General features: G+C 69.6%; 16 protein-coding genes. 10 read left to right on the forward strand and 6 right to left on the reverse strand.

The window, feature by feature from the left end:
* Positions 1-4 precede the first annotated feature (4 nt).
* The gene (gene rsmD / locus AB4078_RS02160; RefSeq protein WP_441975789.1) at positions 5-580 is read right to left on the reverse strand and encodes a 16S rRNA (guanine(966)-N(2))-methyltransferase RsmD; all 576 of its coding nucleotides are present in this window, start codon (positions 578-580) and stop codon (positions 5-7) included.
* Positions 581-674: 94 nt separating this feature from the next.
* Between rsmD and AB4078_RS02165 the strand changes: the two genes are divergently transcribed.
* The 8 genes from AB4078_RS02165 (at position 675) to AB4078_RS02200 (ending at position 8,312) form a co-directional block, all read left to right on the forward strand.
* Positions 675-1,445, forward strand: a complete 771-nt coding sequence (locus AB4078_RS02165; protein WP_441975958.1) for an alpha/beta fold hydrolase — start codon at positions 675-677, stop codon at positions 1,443-1,445.
* 62 nt (positions 1,446-1,507) lie between these two features.
* A complete protein-coding gene (locus tag AB4078_RS02170) occupies positions 1,508-3,685 on the forward strand; it encodes an ATP-dependent DNA helicase RecG (protein ID WP_441975790.1) in 2,178 nt (725 codons plus the stop codon).
* Between the two features lie 92 nt (positions 3,686-3,777).
* On the forward strand, positions 3,778-4,275 hold the full coding sequence (coaD, locus tag AB4078_RS02175) for a pantetheine-phosphate adenylyltransferase (protein WP_440731604.1): 498 nt from the start codon (positions 3,778-3,780) through the stop codon (positions 4,273-4,275).
* Positions 4,276-4,414: 139 nt separating this feature from the next.
* Positions 4,415-4,897 (forward strand): YceD family protein, encoded by a 483-nt coding sequence (locus AB4078_RS02180; RefSeq protein WP_440732421.1) that lies wholly within the window; start codon positions 4,415-4,417, stop codon positions 4,895-4,897.
* A 32-nt stretch (positions 4,898-4,929) separates the two neighbouring features.
* Positions 4,930-5,139 carry a 50S ribosomal protein L32 gene (gene rpmF, locus AB4078_RS02185; RefSeq protein ID WP_013586329.1) on the forward strand — a complete coding sequence of 70 codons (210 nt, stop codon included), beginning with the start codon at positions 4,930-4,932 and terminating at the stop codon, positions 5,137-5,139.
* A gap of 14 nt (positions 5,140-5,153) precedes the next feature.
* Entirely contained in the window at positions 5,154-5,846 is a 693-nt protein-coding gene (rnc, locus tag AB4078_RS02190) for a ribonuclease III (protein WP_441975791.1), read from the forward strand.
* Positions 5,839-6,759 carry a bifunctional DNA-formamidopyrimidine glycosylase/DNA-(apurinic or apyrimidinic site) lyase gene (mutM, locus tag AB4078_RS02195; protein ID WP_441975792.1) on the forward strand — a complete coding sequence of 307 codons (921 nt, stop codon included), beginning with the start codon at positions 5,839-5,841 and terminating at the stop codon, positions 6,757-6,759. Before rnc ends, mutM begins: the two co-directional genes overlap by 8 nt.
* Positions 6,760-7,160: 401 nt before the next feature.
* Positions 7,161-8,312 carry a hypothetical protein gene (locus AB4078_RS02200; RefSeq protein ID WP_441975793.1) on the forward strand — a complete coding sequence of 384 codons (1,152 nt, stop codon included), beginning with the start codon at positions 7,161-7,163 and terminating at the stop codon, positions 8,310-8,312.
* A gap of 56 nt (positions 8,313-8,368) precedes the next feature.
* Here AB4078_RS02200 and AB4078_RS02205 read toward each other — a convergent pair whose 3' ends face one another.
* On the reverse strand, positions 8,369-8,830 hold the full coding sequence (locus AB4078_RS02205) for a phage tail protein (RefSeq protein ID WP_440731608.1): 462 nt from the start codon (positions 8,828-8,830) through the stop codon (positions 8,369-8,371).
* A 146-nt stretch (positions 8,831-8,976) separates the two neighbouring features.
* On the opposite strand from AB4078_RS02205, the gene AB4078_RS02210 reads away from it, so the two are divergent.
* Positions 8,977-9,615, forward strand: coding sequence for an HAD-IA family hydrolase (locus AB4078_RS02210; RefSeq protein ID WP_441975794.1), 639 nt, complete (start codon positions 8,977-8,979; stop codon positions 9,613-9,615).
* A gap of 11 nt (positions 9,616-9,626) precedes the next feature.
* On the opposite strand, the gene AB4078_RS02215 is transcribed toward AB4078_RS02210, so the two are convergent.
* The 4 genes from AB4078_RS02215 to AB4078_RS02230 form a co-directional block, all read right to left on the reverse strand.
* A complete protein-coding gene (locus tag AB4078_RS02215; RefSeq protein ID WP_441975795.1) occupies positions 9,627-10,943 on the reverse strand; it encodes a permease in 1,317 nt (438 codons plus the stop codon).
* Positions 10,940-11,635 (reverse strand): ABC transporter ATP-binding protein, encoded by a 696-nt coding sequence (locus tag AB4078_RS02220; protein WP_441975796.1) that lies wholly within the window; start codon positions 11,633-11,635, stop codon positions 10,940-10,942. The genes AB4078_RS02215 and AB4078_RS02220 overlap by 4 nt, the downstream gene beginning before the upstream one ends.
* Positions 11,636-11,731: 96 nt before the next feature.
* Positions 11,732-12,838, reverse strand: coding sequence for a GNAT family N-acetyltransferase (locus AB4078_RS02225; RefSeq protein WP_441975797.1), 1,107 nt, complete (start codon positions 12,836-12,838; stop codon positions 11,732-11,734).
* Positions 12,838-13,116, reverse strand: coding sequence for a hypothetical protein (locus tag AB4078_RS02230; RefSeq protein WP_440731613.1), 279 nt, complete (start codon positions 13,114-13,116; stop codon positions 12,838-12,840). Before AB4078_RS02230 ends, AB4078_RS02225 begins: the two co-directional genes overlap by 1 nt.
* 507 nt (positions 13,117-13,623) lie before the next feature.
* Here AB4078_RS02230 and smc point away from each other — a divergent pair.
* Complete coding sequence (gene smc / locus AB4078_RS02235; protein ID WP_441975798.1) at positions 13,624-17,247, forward strand: chromosome segregation protein SMC; 3,624 nt, start codon at positions 13,624-13,626, stop codon at positions 17,245-17,247.
* Positions 17,248-17,319: the final 72 nt, after the last annotated feature.

Genomic DNA, 17,319 nt, shown 5'->3' on the forward strand with positions numbered 1-17,319 from the left:
ACGGTCAGGACGCGCCCGGCTCCGCCCACCACAACGCGGTGTCTCCGTAGACCCTCTCGCGGATGAGGGCGAGGCCGGCGGCGGCGAGATCCGGCGGAGTGGAGCGCTTCGCGCGCTCGATGACGACGACGGCGTCGGGGGAGAGCAGGGGAGCGAGCGCCACCAGGTCGGCGTTCATCTCGGCGTCGGTCAGATCATAGGGCGGGTCGGAGAAGACCAGGTCGAACAGTCCCGTGGCGCGGACGAGGTATGCATGCACGGAGGACTCCTGCACGGTCGTCCTCCCCGCGGCGTCCCCGCCCAGCGCCCTGGAGACGGCAGCCGCATTGCGGCGGATCACGGCTGCGGCGCCGCGTCCTCGTTCGACGAGCACGGTGCTGCGGGCGCCGCGACTGAGCGCTTCCAGGCCCAGGGCGCCGGATCCGGCGTACAGGTCGAGCACGCGCGCATCGGCGATCGCGTCCATGGAGGCGAGAGCGCCGAACAGCGACTCGCGCACCCGATCGCTCGTCGGCCGCGTCCCCTGTCCCGGCACTTCCAGGCGGGTGCCGCCGGCGGATCCGGCGATGATTCTCGTCACCTGTTCACCTTATGCGCCGCGACTCATTCGCCGCGGAGGGCACGGAAGGGAGCAGGATAGGAGCGTGCCCGAGAGCCTCGCCGATCTGACCCGCATGCCGCAGCCGCAGTTCATCGAAGCGGGGGAGGGCGTCGCGATCGCCACCTACGTCTGGGGAGAGCTCGAGGGCCCTGTGGTGCTCATCGTGCACGGCTTCGCCTCCAGCACGCGCGACAACTGGGTGCTCACCGGGTGGATCCGGATGCTGCAGCAGGCAGGCTACGGCGTGCTCGGTGTCGACCAGCGCGGGCACGGCGCGAGCGAGAAGCCGCACGATGTCGTCGGCTACAACGTGCGCACGCTCGCATCGGACGTCGAGCAGGTCCTGGACACCTACCTCGTCGACGACGCATTCTACGTCGGCTATTCGCTGGGAGCGCGGGTGGGTTGGCAGGTCCTTCAAGACCTCGGCGACCGGATCCCGCGGGCGGTGCTCGGCGGCGTGCCAGACGGGATCCCGCTCGGCCGGCTCGATCTGGACCAGGTGCGCCGCTTCATCGACGAGGGCACGCCGGTCACGGATCGGGTCACGCAGAACTACATCGCGCTGACGGAGCGCGTCCCCGGCAACGACCTGAGCGCGCTGATCGCGCTCGCCCAGGGCATGCGGGAATCGGGATCGATGGATCCGGACCCCGCGACGGCGCCGACGCAGCCGGTGCTCTTCGCGACCGGGTCCGAGGACGCCGTGATCGCTGGTTCCGTGCGACTCGCGGAGGCGACGCCGCAGGGACGGTTCTTCGAGATCCCCGGCCGGCATCACTTCAACGCACCGGGGTCGAAGGCGTTCCGGGAGGCAGCCCTGGAGTTCCTGCAGGAGAACTGACCAGGCGCTGCCCCGGGTCGTGGACGAGGGCGGTGTCCGCGCGCCGTTCTAGACTTCTGAGCATGCCGCTCCGTCTCGACTCGCCGCTCGCTGTCGCGGTCGGCGACGGGAATGCGAAGACGCTGCAGAAGGCCTTCGGCATGAGCACGGTGTGGGATCTGCTCTCGCACTACCCGCGCCGGTACGCCAACCGAGGCGAGCTCACGCCGATCCTCGATCTCCCGAAGGGTGAGACGGTCACGATCGTCGCCGAGGTGATGAAGGTCGACGTCCGCGACATGAAGAATCGCCGCGGGGCGATGATGACGGTCGACATCGGCGACGGCGTCGGCCGCATGGTGCTGACGTTCTTCGCCAAGTTCCGCGGACAGCTCGAATGGCGCGAGAAGGAGCTGCGGGTCGGCAGGCGCGGGGTGTTCACCGGCAAGGTCGGCGACTACCGCGGCGTGACGCAGTTCGCGCACCCGCAGTACGAGATGTTCGACGATGAGCTGCGCGCGCGCACTCAGGCCGATGTGCTGGTGACCACGCCGCTGCCGATCTACCCGGCCACGGCGGCCCTCACCACGTGGCAGATCGAGAAGATGATTGGCACGGTGCTGGACGAGCTCGGGCCGGTGCCGGAACCGGTCCCCGATGCGGTGCGCCTCCAGGAGGGGCTCCTCGACGCCCGCGCTGCGCTGGAGCGCATCCACCGGCCGAGCACCAAGGACGAGATCGCTCCGGCGATCCGCACGCTGCGGATGCACGAGGCGCTCACTCTTCAGACGGCGCTCATGCAGCAGCGCTATCTCGTGCGCATGCTTGACGCCACCGCTCGCCCGGCGAAGCCGGGCGGGCTGCTGGAGCGCTTCGACGCCGCGCTGCCGTTCGAGCTCACGCCCGACCAGGAGTCGGTGGGCGAGACGATCGCCGCGGATTTGGTCGGCGGCGCGCCCATGAACCGGCTGGTGCAGGGAGAGGTCGGATCCGGAAAGACGCTGGTCGCGCTGCGCGCCATGCTTCAGGTCGCTGAGACGGGCGGTCAGGCGGCGCTGATCGCGCCGACCGAGGTGCTCGCGGCTCAGCACCTGCGTTCGATCACGAAGATGCTCGGGCCGAAGCTCGCCCCCCTGGTGATGCCGACGCTGCTCACGGGGCAGATGTCCGCGCCCGAACGGCGCAAGGCTGCGCTGCGCGTCGCGGCGGGCCAGGCACTCATCGTGGTGGGCACGCATGCACTGCTCGGGGAGAAGACGACCTTCGCCGATCTGGGGCTCGTGGTGGTCGACGAACAGCATCGCTTCGGCGTCGAGCAGCGGGAAGCGCTGCGCGCCAAGGGCACCAGCCCGCACGCGCTGGTGCTGACCGCCACCCCGATCCCGCGCACGGTCGCGATGACCGTGTTCGGCGATCTCGACATCTCGGTGATCCGCACGATGCCGAGCGGGCGCGCGGGCATCGAGACCTTCGTCGCGCCCCTCGCCGACCACCCCGGCTGGTTCACCCGGGTGTGGGAGCGCGCCGCGGAGGAGATCGAGAAGGGGCGCCAGGTGTTCGCCGTGTGCGCCGCGATCGATACCGATGACGGCGCGGAGGAGGCGGACCAGGAGCACTTCGCGGATGAGGAGCAGGAGAGCCGCGGACCGCGCTGGGGGGTGGTGCAGCTGCTGGCCGCGCTCAGCACGCACCCGAAGCTGGGCGCGGTGCGCATCGCCGGTCTGCACGGCCGTATGGCCGCGGACGAGAAGGACGCGATCATGCAGGCCTTCGCCCGTGGCGAGATCGACCTCCTCGTCGCGACCACCGTGATCGAGGTCGGTGTCGACGTGCCGAATGCCTCGACCATGATCGTGCTCGAGGCCGACCGTTTCGGTGTCTCCCAACTGCACCAGCTGCGCGGCCGCATCGGTCGCGGCGGGGTGCCCGGCCTGTGCCTGCTGGTCACCGAGGCCGAGCAGGGCACGCCGGCCCGCGACCGGGTCGATGCGGTGGCCGCGACGCTCGACGGCTTCGTCCTCGCCGAGGTCGACCTCGACCTGCGCGGCGAGGGCGACGTGCTCGGAGCGCGCCAGTCGGGTGCGAAGTCGTCGCTGAAGCTGCTGCGGGTCATCAAGGACGCGGATCTGATCGCCCAGGCCCGTGCGATCGCCGAGGAGATCATCGAGGCGGATCCCGCGCTGCAGCAGCACGACGGGCTGCGCGCGGCGATGGCGCAGCGCCTCAGCATCGACGATCGTGCCGCACTCGCCAAGAACTGACTCCTCCCGCGCGGCCCCCTGAGCGCGTCGGAGGGCGCTCGTCGAACGGCGCATGCGGCTGACGCAGAGATCCGCGCCGCTAGGCTGGGCGCATGAGCGCTCGGATCGCCGTCGTCCCCGGTTCCTTCGACCCGCCGACCCTCGGCCACCTGGACGTCATCCGACGCGCCGCCGCCCTCTACGACGAGCTGCACGTGCTGGTGGTGCACAACCCCGACAAGCAGGCCATGCTGCCGGTGGCGCAGCGACTCGCACTGCTGGAGGAGTCGATCGCAGAAGCCGGCGTGACGGGCACCGTCATCGTCGGATCCTGGAGCATGGGTCTGCTCGTCGACTACGCCCGCGATGTGAACGCGGGTGTGCTGATCAAGGGCATCCGCTCGCAGGTCGACGTGGCGTACGAGTCGCCGATGGCGATCGTGAACCGCCACCTCGCCGACATCGAGACCGTGTTCCTGCTGCCGGATCCGGCGCACGCCCTGGTCTCCAGTTCGCTCGTGCGGCAGGTCGCCGCGCTCGGCGGCGACGTGTCCCCGTTCGTGCCGCCGGCCGTCGCGCGCTTCCTCGACACCGGTGCCCGCGGCATCTGAACGGCAGCCCGCCGGTCCCTGAGCCCATCGGAGGGCCCGGCCTCCGCCCAGGTGCGCCCAGTAGACTGAACCGGTGAAGACCCGACGCAAAGGACCATTCTCGCTGTCCGCGCACGACATCGTTCGTCGACCCGGTGAGATGCGAGAGTTCCGGATGACGATTCCTCTGCCTGAGCAGTGGGGCGAGGGTCTCGTCTCCGTCGAGAAGGGCGAGGGACTCGATCTCGACGTCCGGCTGGAGTCCGTGCACGAGGGGATCCTCGTCACCGGCGAGGTCGATTCGACGTACCGCGGAGAGTGCGGTCGATGCCTGAATCCGATCGAAGAGCCTGTCGAAGTCGAGTTTCAAGAGCTTTTCGCGTACCCTGGAGAGGAAGCGAACGACTTCGAGGTTCAAGACGACCACGTGGATCTTGAAACTCTGGTCAGGGACGCGGTGGTTTTGGCGCTCCCGTTTCAGCCGGTGTGTCAGCCGGATTGCCCTGGACTCGACCCCGAGACCGGCGAGCGGCTGACCGGAAGCGCCGGGAAAGAGCAGGACGCTCCTGTCGATCCTCGATGGGCCGCGCTCCAGCAGATCACAGACCACGACGGCACCGTCGAAAAGCAAGCAGCGGAATAGCTGCGCGCCCAGAGCACAGAAAGTAGCAAACCATGGCCGGTAACCCCCCGAAGCGCAAGGTCTCCCGTTCGAACACCCGCTCGCGTCGCGCGCAGTGGAAGGCGGAGGCTCCTGCCCTCGTCAAGACCATCGAGAACGGCAAGGTCGTCTACAGCCGTCCTCACCAGGCGAAGGTCGTCACGGACTCGCAGGGCACCGAGCTGTTCCTCGAGTACAAGGGCCGCAAGGTCGCCGACGTCTGATCGATCCGTCGATCATGGCAGAAGTCCCCGTAGGGACGCGCCCGCTTTCTGAGCAGCTCGGGGTCGATATCGACCCCGAGCTGCTTCAGCTTGCGCTCACGCATCGCTCGTACGCGTACGAGAACGGCGCCATCCCGCACAACGAGCGTCTCGAGTTCCTCGGCGACTCCGTGCTCGGCCAGGCTGTGACCGTCATGCTCTACACGACGCTCCCGGACCTCGACGAGGGATCCCTGGCGAAGCGGCGTGCGAGCGTGGTGTCGACCGTCGCGCTGGCAGAGGTCGCCCGTGGCATCGGCCTCGGTGCGCACATCCTGCTCGGAAACGGCGAGGAGCGCACCGGCGGTCGCGACAAGGACTCGATCCTCGCCGACACGATGGAGGCGGTGTTCGGGGCCACCTACCTGTCCGCAGGTCCCGAGGCGGCGACGGCGCTCGTGCTGCGGCTCATCGAGCCGCTCTTCGCCGACCCGGAGCGGTACGGCGCGGCGATGGATCCGAAGACCGCGCTGCAGGAGCTGTCCGCGCATCGCGGTCTCAGCGCTCCCGTGTACGAGGTGGTCTCGACCGGGCCCGATCACGACCGTCGCTTCACCGCGACTGTGACGACGGGCGACCTGGCCAGCACGGGCACGGGCACGAGCAAGAAGACGGCCGAGATGGCCGCGGCGCTGGCCGCCTGGCACGCGCTCAGCGACCGTGCCTGAGCTCCCCGAGGTCGAGGTCGTCCGCGCCGGCCTCGCTCCGGCGATGACCGGGGCACGCATCGTCTCGGTGGCCGTACACGACGAGCGTGCCCTCACGCGGCACGTCGCGGGCGCCGCCGACTTCGTCGCGCGGCTGGAGGGTACCGAGGTCGCGACGGTGGCTCGCCGGGGGAAGTTCCTCTGGATGCCGCTGACGACCGACGGCACCGACGGACGCTCGGCGATCGTCGGGCATCTCGGCATGTCGGGGCAACTGCTGCTGCGCCGCCCGGACGTGGCCGCTGAGCGGCACGAGCGGATCCGGCTGTTCATCGAGCATCCGCAGCACGGCGAGCTGGCCGTCGTCTTCGCCGATCAGCGCACCTTCGGATCTCTCGCCGTGGACGAGCTGGTGGCGACGGCCGATGGACGAGCCGCGGGCTGGGGGAGTGACGCACCGCTCCTTCCGTCGCAGGTCGCGCATATCGCGCGGGACCCCATGGATGAGGCGTTCCAGGACGGCGTCTTCCGCGCAGCGCTGCGCACGCGGTCGAGCGCGATAAAGCGTGTGCTGCTGGACCAGAATCTCATCAGCGGTGTCGGCAACATCTATGCCGACGAGTCGCTCTGGGCCGCCCGCATCCACCCCGAGACGCCGGCCTCCGCACTGTCCACTGTGGCGGTGAACCGCCTGCTGGCCGAGGTGCGCGCCGTGCTGGAGAAGGCGCTGGCCGAGGGCGGCACTAGCTTCGACGCCCAGTACGTCAACGTCAACGGCGAGGCCGGTTACTTCGCGCACTCGCTGAACGCCTACGGTCGTACGGGTCAGCCGTGCCCGCGCTGCGGGGGCCCGATCCGCCGCGACGCCTTCATGAACCGCTCGAGTCATTTCTGCCCGCGATGCCAGAGGAAGGCTCCCACCTCGAGCGCCTGACGGGCGCGGGGTTCCCTCGCTGAGGCGCTCGAGTCTGTGGATGCGGGTCAAGCGCGTCGAGCGCCGGGGCGTCGCGCATCGGGCTCTCTCTGATTTCCTCTATCGACTCCCGATATAGCAGAATAATCCTCGAAATTCGTTGTGCTCCGCACCAAGCTCCAACCCAGATCGAAAGGTTCACGCTCATGCGGTCCATCAAGAATTCCGGATCTCGCGCCGGCAGCCGGCTCTCCCGCACGGCATTTCGTGCTGCTCCCGCTCTCGCCCTGGTCGCGGTGTGCACGCTGGGTATCGCAGCGCCCGCGAACGCAGTTCCGGCCTCGGGGTCTGCGCAACTGACGGCATCCGTGCACACGGGGAAAGGCCCGTCCAAGCCGGGTGGAGGAACCACGACCTCAGCGGTGAAGGCTTCTCTCTTCGCGACGAACAGCGATGCGAAGGCGGTCCCGAGCTGGGTCGGGACGCAGAGCACGTTCCACTCGGGGATCCACGATCTGGCCGTCGCCGATGGCAAGGTCTTCGCCGGCTACGGCGACTACAACATCAACACCGGGCCGGTGAGCCTGAACTCCTACTCGATCGCGACCGGGGCCGAGAAGCGCGAGGTCACGGGCATGCCGGCCGAGGAGATCCACACCCTGCGGGTGTGGGACGGCAACGTCTATGCCCCGAACATGGACCCGCGGGTCAGCTGGACGTCGCCGGCGAACTACGGCCTCTACGATTCGGCGACGCATCTCGGCAGCTATGTGGCGAACACCCCGTTCGTGCACGTGTTCGACTCCGCCGAACTCGGAGGCGAGCTGTTCCTGGCCGGTTCGATTCAGAACCCGGACAAGGCCGAGTACGGGCCGACGAACACGATCGCCGCGATCAAGAAGTCCGTCGACGGCGGCGCGACCTGGACCATCGAGCGCACCGCGGCGGACGATCCCACGGTACTGGCGACCTATCCCGGTGACGGCGAGTACGCCCGCTACTACTGGATGTCCGTCGTGGGCGGGAAGCTCTACACGCGGGCGAGCACGATGTCTGCCACGGGTGCCGCTTCGCTGGCGTTCCAATACCCCGGCAAGGACGGCGTGCAGCACACGGCGTACAACAACACGGGGCTCGACGTCTACACGCCCGGATCCGGCTGGAGCACGGTGGACCCGGGCCCGGTCATCGCCACGCTGCCGCACCCCTACCACGCGGATGCAGTGGGCTCGAAGATCGTCTTCTCCAAGTCGACGCTCCGCGGCGACGTGGTCTCAGTGAACGGCTCGGCCGGCCTCGCGGCCTTCGACACGACCACGGGGAAGTACACCACCATCTCGGGCCCCGGACTCAGCGCCGTCCTGGACACCTACCAGGATGGCGGCACCACGTACATGCTGGCGAACTCGCTGACGGCTCCGGCCGTCTACTCGTCCACGGACGGGTCGACCTGGACGAAGCGGGCGGACGTGAGTGGGATCACCGGCAATGCCGAGAGCATCGCCGTCTCTGGAAGCACAGTGTTCATCGGCACCGGCGCGGCGGCCATCTACAAGGCCACTCTGCCGAACTGAGCGTCCTGAGAAAGATCCAGAACCGTGGCCAGCGGAGAAGAGGGCTCCCGGCGCGGCTAGTGCGTGCCCTTGATGACGAAGTAGGAGCCGCGGATCTCGCCGGCGAGCTTCGAGCGTTGGCGTGCGAACTTGAAGGCTGACAGTTCCTCCGGAGCGTCCATGCCGAGCGACAGCTTGAAGCCGACCGCGCGCTTGCCTCCGTCGGCGATCGTGTACATCACGTTGATCGCGAGCCCCGAGGCGTAGAAGACGTAGCCGAATCGGATCCCGTCCGCCTCGAAGCCGCTGACCTCGAGTGCGGGACTCGCGATCACGATGCCGCGCTCGTCACGCAGGATCTCGGTGACCCAGTGGAGCGTGTCCGGATCCTCCTCCGGCGTGCTCACGGTGAAGGGCGTGCCGTACTTATTGGTGATGTACCGCGCCTCGTTCGCGCGCAGGCCGGCCAGCGCCTCGGCGATGGGCGAGGACTCGAGGCCCGCGGTCGAGACGCTGACGAAGTCGACGATGCTGCTCATGGGGTGCTCCTCGGGTCGCTGGCGGGACGGATCCATTCTGGGCCCCATCCGCATCGCGTGCATCCGGTGCCGGTGCCGGTGCCGGAGCGGGGAGCGGGGGAGCGCTCCCCATCGTCATCGTGGCACTCGTCGCCTAGCGTCGAGGTATGACGCGGAACAAGACCTGGATCCTGTTCGACATCGGCGGAGTGCTCGAACTCGTCGACGACGGACCCTGGCAGGAAGAGCTCAAGAACAGGTGGGCGGCCCGGGCGGACCTCACCCGGCCGGAGTACGACGAGCGTCTCGCCGCCGCCGGGCTTCCGCGCATCGACATCGAGCAGGGCCGGGCTGCAGAGTACTGGGACGGCTTCGCGCGAACGCTGGGGTTCACTCCTGCACAGCAGGAAGTCGCGCTCGCTGAGATGTGGGACGCCTACTGCGGGGAGGCGAACACGGCGCTGATCGACTACGCGCGCGGGCTGCGCGGCCGCGCCGGAGTCGCGATCCTCTCGAACTCGGCGGACGGCGCTCGCGAAGAGGAGGAGCGCCGCCATCGCTTCTCCGCCGTCTTCGACTCGATCTGCTACAGCCACGAGATCGGCGCCAACAAGCCGGATCCCGAGGCCTACACCGCGGCGCTGACCGCCATGGGCGCCGACCCGGCCGACGTCTTCTTCATCGACGACCGCCGGCAGCAGATCGACGGCGCCGCCCGCATGGGCATCCGCGGCATCGTGCATGTCGACAACGCGACGACGATCGCGGCCATCGAGGACTTCCTGACGGCCGCGACCGGATCCTGAGATCAGAGTGCTCAGCCCGCGAATGCCCGCATGAGCAGCGGTCGGGTGAGCCTGGTCGCGATCCACACCAGGGCGATGCCGGCGGTCAGGACCGCGGCGATCGTCGCGATGGACAGCGGTGCCGTGATCAGCGCCATCCCGAGCAGCGGGAAGATGAGCACGGCCGCGCAGAGGGCGGAGCCCAGGGTCGTGATCAGCAGCGGCGACATCACGGCGCGGCGTCGTGCGGCGTCAACCGTGTCGGCCGGTACACCGAGGTAGTGCAGACTGCGGTGCAGATCGCGCTGGTCGAGGATGTCGGAGGCCTGCGTCACGGCGACGGAGCAGCCGACCATGAGGAACGACGCGACCAGGGTGATGACGAGGCCCGTGCGCATGTCCGTGACCAGCATCAGCTGTTGTTCCGACGGGTCGCCCGAGCTGATCACATCCATCAGGGCGACCCCGGTACCGGCGAACACGGCCATGAAGCTGGCCATCGCCACCCCGCTGACCTGACGCCATGCCCCCTTCGGTTCATCCAGCACGATGCGCGCCGCGAGCAGCCGCGACGGGGTCTTCGCCCCGCGCAGCTGCACCCGGGCGCCGACTTTCAACACCCACGGACCGATGAGGTTCAGCACCAGCAGCCCGGTGCCGAAGATCGCGACGAGACCGGTGATCATGGCGATCGCGCCGCCGATCCCGGGGACGATCCGGCCGGCGACGAATCCTGCCGCGACGACGGCGATCGCGATGACGGCGCGCACCCCGTGCGGCGTCGGCGGTGTGGTCCTGGTGCGCACGCCGAGCGGTGAGATCACCACGCGGCGCAGCCCGACGATCGCGCTCACCGTCGCGAGCAGCACCGTGCCGGCCGCGATCGCCGCCATCAGCCCCGGCGACAGCAGCACAGCCGAGCCCAGTGGCGCGCCGCGGAACGAGATGAAGCCGACGAGCGGCGCGAGACCGAGGGCCAGCACCACGCCGCCGAGAACGCCGATCACCGCGACCAGGGTCGACTCGACCACGGCGACGACGCCGACGCCGAACCCCGTGACGCCGAGCAGGCGCAGCGTGGAAAGTCGCTCGTCACGGCGCCGGGCGGAGAGCCGGGCCGCGGCACCGCCCAGGGTGGCGAGCGGCAGCACTAGCAGCACGAGGGCGACCGCTGCAAGGATCTGGTAGATCGTCGCGTCCTGGTCGGTCCACCGCCAGAACGCCTGCGCGCCGCCGACAACGGTCAGCACGAGCGCGGACACGACGGCGAATGCGATGGCGGGGATCACCACGACCGCGGCGGAACCCGGAGCGGGCCGCAGCAGCAAACGCAGCGTCGCGGCGTTCATGCGTTCACCACCGAGCCCAGCACTCGCCCGTCGCGGACGGCGATCGTGCGCGAGCAGCGCGCCGCGACCTGGGGATCGTGCGTGACGACGATGAGCGTGCGCCCCTGCCCCGTCGTCGACCAGAGCAGCGCGTCCATGACCTCCGCCGAGGTCGCTGAGTCCAACGCGCCGGTCGGCTCGTCCGCGAACACCACGCTCGCTCCGGTGACCTGGGCGCGGGCGATGGCGACGCGCTGCGCCTGCCCGCCCGAGAGCTCGCCGATGCGGCGGTCCTCCATGCCCTGCAGCCCGAGCGCTGCGAGCCACCCCGCCGCGCGCTGTGTCGCCTCCGCACGCGAGACCCCCGTGATCATCGCCGCGAGCGCGACGTTCTCCACCGCGGAGAGCTCGGGCATCAGCAGCCCCTGCTGAAACACGAATCCGAACGACTCGCGACGCAGGCGGGATCGCGCGGACTCGCCCAGCGCACTCACCTCGACGGAGCCACCGGCGGGCGGCAGGAACATCACTCGGCCCCCGTCGGGCCGGGTGATCCCGGCGAGCGCATGCAGGAGAGTCGTCTTGCCCGATCCGGATGCCCCCATGATCGCGACGGATTCCCCGGAGGAGATCCGCAGGTCCACTCCGGCCAGGGCGCGAGTGGATCCGAACGACTTGATCAGGCCATGTGCTTCGATGACTGCTGTGCTCATGCCTCCAGCCTGGTCGGCGAGACCCGATGGATCATCGGCCCCCGGAGTGAGGATCGCGATGCGACGTCATCCTCCGGGATGATCCTGGACCGAGGATCAGTCCAGGACCTTCTTCCACGCACCGCCGTGGGCGATCGGGACGAATCCGAGCTGCTCGTTGATGGACAGCATCGGGCGGTTCTCCTCCGCGTTGTAGGTGACCACGCGGGCCGACCTCGGAAAGCGCTCATGCCAGGAGAGCAGGCCCGCCGTCTTCACGAGCAGGCCGAGCCGATGGCCGCGGTGCGCGGCGAGCACGAGGGTGTCGTTCTGCTGCGTGACGCTGTCCTCCGGCCCCTTGAGGGAGAGCTCGTTGTATGCGCAGAGCTCACCAGTCGCGATGTGCTCGGCCACCGTCACCTGCACAGTGTGACCCATGTCGAGCCAGCGGGTGTCCTGTTCGCGGACGCGATCCGCGTCCCAGGTCTCTTCGGGCGAGCCCATCGCCGCGTCCGGCGCGTCGGTCGACATGCGGGACTTCATCCACGCGTACCCGTCGAGCCGTTCGTCTGGGGTCGGCAGCAGCCACTGCACGACGCGGTATCCGGATGCGGCCTCCTCGGCGGCGGCGCGCAGTGCCGGCAGGTGGTCGTCTTCGCCCCAGCGATACTCGCTGACGCGATCGACCTGCTCCAGGGTCCAGCCCTGTGCGAGCAGGAAGCGTGCGGTGTGGTCGCGCGGGACGCTGCCGAATCCGGTCGGCGATACCAGCGCAGGCTCGTCCGCCGGGAGATGCTCCGTCCACACCTGCAGCGTGTGGACGCCGTCGGCGCGGGCGAGCTGCTCCAGGTGAGCGGCGACCGCGGTGGCGAGGCCTCGGCCCTGCTCCTCGGGGAGCACGCTGATCGCCATCGTGGCGGTGTCGCCTTCGCCGTCGCGCGAGATGTTCAGGAGAGCCACGCCGACCGTGCGCGGCCCGATGACGATCCGCCATTGGCGTCGCTGCGAGTACGCGTCCGAGGTGAGCAGCGGCAGCAGCTCCTCCGGGGTGAAGCTGTCGTCATCCCGGCCCGATGCCGCTTCGAGGCAGCGATTGCGCACCTCGGCGTAGTCGCGGAACGGGCCGGGCGAGCCCGCATCCGCCCGTGCGGGGAGCACGAGCGGATGCAGGGTCGCACCGGCGGGCAGGGAGATGATCGGGTCGTCGATCCGAGAGCCGGTCATCAGAGGACCTGCCGAGTCGCCGTGCGAGCCAGGCGGTCGGCCTCGTACTGCTCCAGCATGCGGAGGCGACGTGCCTCGGCCTGGGCGGCGTGAGCCCGGTCCTGCATCGACGGCCGTGACCGCACGATGAGGTGCAGGGCGACGCGCAGGGCCACACGCTGGGTGAGCGACAGGTTGCGCAGCTCCTCCTCGCGGGGGAGCTGGATGGACAGGTCACGCTCGGGGAGAGCGCGCTGCTTCGACTCGGTGGGAGGCGAAGCGTGCAATGCGGTATTCACGGTGATTCGCTTTCGTTGGTCGTGCCGGAAAGGCGGTTTCGCTCCACGGCAGGGTCGTCCGGTAGGACGCCGCGACGTGTCACGGGTGAGGGGACGGATCCGAGACGAAATGTCCGGATCTGCACGGATCCAAGGACACGGTGTCCCGGATCGGGTGGACGATCGAAGATCGACGCGGAAATCGCGGATCGGATCGCAGACGCACGGAGCGTCAGGCCGGCCTGTGGCCGGGGCGAGGGGAGAGGCGCCTACTACGCGGCGAAACGCTCGCGGAGGCCGGCGGAAGTCGCCGAGGACGCATCGATCCCACGTGCTGGGTTGATATCAGTGCGAGTAATCATGTCGGCAACCTCCTTTCTCGGCTCGGGTTGTCACGCTAGCGGAGCTTCACAGAAGACGTCAAGCCGACACTCAGAAATCCCTGGACCTCGGGCGTTTCCCGCGCGGCCGCAGGGAGCACCGCGATAGCGTAGACGCCGTGAACTCCGCCGATCCCCGAGCGTGCCCATGCACCTGAAGAGCCTGACCCTCAAGGGGTTCAAGTCCTTCGCGCAGCCGACCACGTTCGCCTTCGAGCCGGGCGTCACCTGCATCGTCGGGCCGAACGGATCCGGCAAGTCGAATGTCGTCGACGCGCTTGCGTGGGTCATGGGGGAGCAGGGGGCGAAGACTCTCCGCGGCGGCAAGATGGAGGACGTCATCTTCGCCGGCACGTCTACGCGTGGTCCGCTCGGACGTGCGGAGGTGCAGCTCACGATCGACAACAGCGATGGGGCTCTGCCGATCGAGTACGCCGAGGTGACGATCAGTCGCACCCTGTTCCGCAATGGATCGAGCGACTATGCGATCAACGGCGAGAACTGCCGCCTGCTCGACGTGCAGGAGCTGCTCAGCGACTCGGGGCTCGGCCGGGAGATGCACGTCATCGTCGGTCAGGGGCGCCTGGACACGGTGCTGCAGGCCTCGCCCGAGGATCGGCGCGGCTTCATCGAGGAGGCCGCGGGCATCCTCAAGCACCGGCGCCGCAAGGAGAAGACCCTCCGCAAGCTCGACGCGATGGAGACCAACCTGACCCGGCTCAGCGACCTGGCGGGGGAGATCCGTCGCCAGCTGAAGCCGCTCGGTCGTCAGGCCGAGATCGCTCGCGAGGCGCAGACCATCGCGGCGGTCGTGCGCGACGCCAAGGCACGGATCTTCGCCGACGATGTGGTGACGCTGCGCACGGCGCTCGCCGACCATACCCGCAACGAACACGAGCGTCATGCCGAGCGCGTGGTGCTGAGCGAGCAGGGTGACCGCGTCCGGGCCGAGATCACCCGGCTCGAGGCCCTGCAGAACTCCGCGGCGGTCGATGAGGCGCGGCGGATCTCGTTCGGCCTGGAGCAGGTGCAGGAGCGCATGCGCGGTCTGTTCACTCTCGCGAATCAGAGACTCGCGCTGCTCGGATCCGACGACGATGATGCCGCAGTCACGGCCGTCACGGTCACCCAGGCCACGATCGACGAGGCGAAGCACGAAGCCGAGGAGATCTCGTCGAACATCGGCCGCGCGCAGGACGCCGCGCACGAGGCGACCCGCGAGGTCGCGAATGCGCGGGCGGAGCTGGACGCGCTCGATGTCGACATCGCAGAGCAGAGCGCGCTGGTCTCTGCGCACGACATGCGTCTGACCACCCTGCGCGGGCAGGCGGAGGCCGCCGCATCCGCCTTGGCAGCCGTCCGCGGCGCGGTGCTCCGTCAGGAGAACGCGCTGGAGGCCGCGCACGAGCGCCGTCGCGAAGCCGCAGACGCACGTGAGCGGATCGAGGAAGGCGAGGCGCCCGAGGGCACGGCCTCGGAGCACGCCGAGACCTATGAGCGAGCGCAGGCCCGGGCTGTCGCGGCCGAGACCGCGCTCGGCGAGCTGCGGGAGCGGCTGCACGCCGCCGAGCGCGAGTCCGAGGCGCTGACGGCGAAGGCTGCCGCGCTGAGCAGCGCCATCGCGGTCACGGGCGGCGCCGCGGAGATCGTCGCCGCGGGATTCGCCGGCGTGCGAGGGGTCGTCGGCGACGCGGTGCAGGTCAAACCGGGGTTCGAGGCCGCGATCGCCGCAGTGCTCGGTCCGCTCGCCGAGGGCGTGCTCGTGGACGACGTGGCGGCGGCCTTCGCCCTCGCCGGGGACGACGCGACGGCCGGCGTCTACGACTTCGTCATCGCCGAAGGAGCAGCCGTATCCGTCGTCGACGCGGGGATCGCGGGGGCGACGCCCGCGGTGCAGGTCGTGACCGCTCCGGCCGGCATCATCGGCGTCCTCTCGCACGTCGTCGTCGTGGGGGATCTGGCGTCCGCCCGTGCCGCGCATGCGGCCGCCACGGCCGCCGCCGGCGTGCCGCTCACGATCGTCACCCGCGCCGGCGAAGTGCTCACGGCGCACACCCTGCACACCGGATCCGGAGGGGAGCGCTCCCGGCTGGAGCTCGTCGCGGAGCGCGATGCGGCCGTAGAGCGCCTCGACGAGGTACGGGTTGTCGTCGACTCGTTGCGCGAAGCTCGCGAGGATGCGACCGAGACGCTGGAGACCGCGCGACGTACGTCCCGCGACGCGTTGCGCACGCTGCGCGAGCACGATGCGGCGCTGGCCGCGCACACCGAGCAGGTCAACAGGGTGGCCGTGCAACACGAGTCGGCCATCGCCGAGTGCGAGCGCCTCGAGTCGGGGCTCGCTCAGGCGCAGTCGGCTGTCGCCGACGCGGAGTCGAACGCGGATGCGGCGAAGAACGCGCTCGCGGCGGCCGAGGCTGCACCGCGCCCCGTCCTCGACGCTTCGGCACGAGACGGCCTGCTGGAAGCGCTCGAGGCCGCGCGGGAAGCGGAGATCGAGGCGCGCCTCGGTGTCGAGACGATGCGTGAACGCGTGCGCGCCGCCGAGGCGCGGGTCGCGTCGCTGGAACGGCAGCGCGAGCGGGAGCGCGAGGCAGCGGCGGAGGCCGCACGACGCGCCGTGGTGCGTCGTGCCCAGCGCGAGACGGCCTCCGGGGTCGCCGCCGAGCTGCCGCGCATCATGGACTCCGTGGATCGCTCGGTCGCGGAGGCGCGTCTGGCGCTCGCGGCCGCGGAGTCCGCCCGTTCCGCCCAGAACGAGGAGCTGGGCGAGCTGCGCCGGCAGGATTCCTCGATCCGGGAGCGCCTGGCGGGCCTCACCGAGAGCGTGCACGGCCTCGAGCTGCAGATCCACGAGAAGAAGCTGCACCTGTCCAGCCTGCTCGAGCGCGTGCAGTCCGAACTCGCTCTCGACGAAGATATTCTGATTGCGGAATATGGTCCTGATCAGTTGGTTCCGCGCGATTCAGGTGCGGCGGGCGATGCCAAGAGTCTGCTCGCGGCCGCCGTGGCCGAAGAGGCAGCGCAAGGCGCCGAAGGAGATGAGATCGGCGACGAATCCGTCCGCGACGTGAGCGCGCCGACCGCGAGCGGCATCCCGTTCGACCGTCGTATCCAGCAGCGCCGGCTGCAGGAAGCGGAACGCAAGCTCGCCCAGCTCGGCCGGGTGAATCCGCTCGCCCTCGAGGAGTTCGCGGCGCTCGAGCAGCGGCACGCCTTCCTCACCGAACAGCTCGCCGACCTCACCAAGACCCGGCAGGATCTGCTCACGATCATCACCGAGCTCGACGAGCGGATGCAGACGATCTTCGCCTCTGCGTTCGAGGACACGCGGCAGGCGTTCGGCGAGGTCTTCCCTTTGCTGTTCCCGGGCGGCGCGGGGAGCATCTCGCTCACGAATCCCGACGATCTGCTGAACACCGGCATCGAGGTCGCGGTGCGCCCGGTCGGCAAGAAGATCGAGCGGCTCTCGCTGCTCTCCGGCGGGGAACGGTCGCTCGCCGCCGTCGCTCTGCTCGTGGCGATCTTCAAGGCCCGCCCCAGCCCGTTCTACATCCTGGACGAGGTCGAGGCGGCGCTCGATGACGCCAACCTCGGTCGGCTGCTGACGGTGTTCGAGCAGCTCCGCGCCAGCTCGCAGCTGCTCGTGATCACGCACCAGAAGCGCACCATGGAGATCGCCGACGCGCTGTACGGCGTCTCGATGCGCCAGGACGGTGTGTCGGCGGTGGTCGGACAGCGCGTCGGGGATCGCGCGGCCGCTGCCGTCTGAGCCGAGACGCTGAACAGCGGGCCGCGCCCTCGGCGAACACGCCGCGTTCGCCGGGTCGCTCCCCGTAGGCTG

It is taken from the genome of Microbacterium sp. 2MCAF23 (assembly GCF_052115565.1).
Taxonomy (GTDB): Bacteria; Actinomycetota; Actinomycetes; order Actinomycetales; family Microbacteriaceae; genus Microbacterium.

Bases quoted from the DNA above. Each gene is read 5' to 3' on its own strand.
- AB4078_RS02180 (WP_440732421.1), top strand. From the start codon at position 4,415: ATGCGAGAGTTCCGGATGACGATTCCTCTGCCTGAGCAGTGGGGCGAG.
- AB4078_RS02165 (WP_441975958.1), top strand. From the start codon at position 675: ATGCCGCAGCCGCAGTTCATCGAAGCGGGGGAGGGCGTCGCGATCGCC.
- rnc (WP_441975791.1), top strand. From the start codon at position 5,154: ATGGCAGAAGTCCCCGTAGGGACGCGCCCGCTTTCTGAGCAGCTCGGG.
- coaD (WP_440731604.1), top strand. From the start codon at position 3,778: ATGAGCGCTCGGATCGCCGTCGTCCCCGGTTCCTTCGACCCGCCGACC.
- AB4078_RS02220 (WP_441975796.1), bottom strand. From the start codon at position 11,635: ATGAGCACAGCAGTCATCGAAGCACATGGCCTGATCAAGTCGTTCGGA.
- AB4078_RS02225 (WP_441975797.1), bottom strand. From the start codon at position 12,838: ATGACCGGCTCTCGGATCGACGACCCGATCATCTCCCTGCCCGCCGGT.
- rpmF (WP_013586329.1), top strand. From the start codon at position 4,930: ATGGCCGGTAACCCCCCGAAGCGCAAGGTCTCCCGTTCGAACACCCGC.
- AB4078_RS02205 (WP_440731608.1), bottom strand. From the start codon at position 8,830: ATGAGCAGCATCGTCGACTTCGTCAGCGTCTCGACCGCGGGCCTCGAG.
- AB4078_RS02210 (WP_441975794.1), top strand. From the start codon at position 8,977: ATGACGCGGAACAAGACCTGGATCCTGTTCGACATCGGCGGAGTGCTC.
- AB4078_RS02170 (WP_441975790.1), top strand. From the start codon at position 1,508: ATGCCGCTCCGTCTCGACTCGCCGCTCGCTGTCGCGGTCGGCGACGGG.
- smc (WP_441975798.1), top strand. From the start codon at position 13,624: ATGCACCTGAAGAGCCTGACCCTCAAGGGGTTCAAGTCCTTCGCGCAG.
- AB4078_RS02215 (WP_441975795.1), bottom strand. From the start codon at position 10,943: ATGAACGCCGCGACGCTGCGTTTGCTGCTGCGGCCCGCTCCGGGTTCC.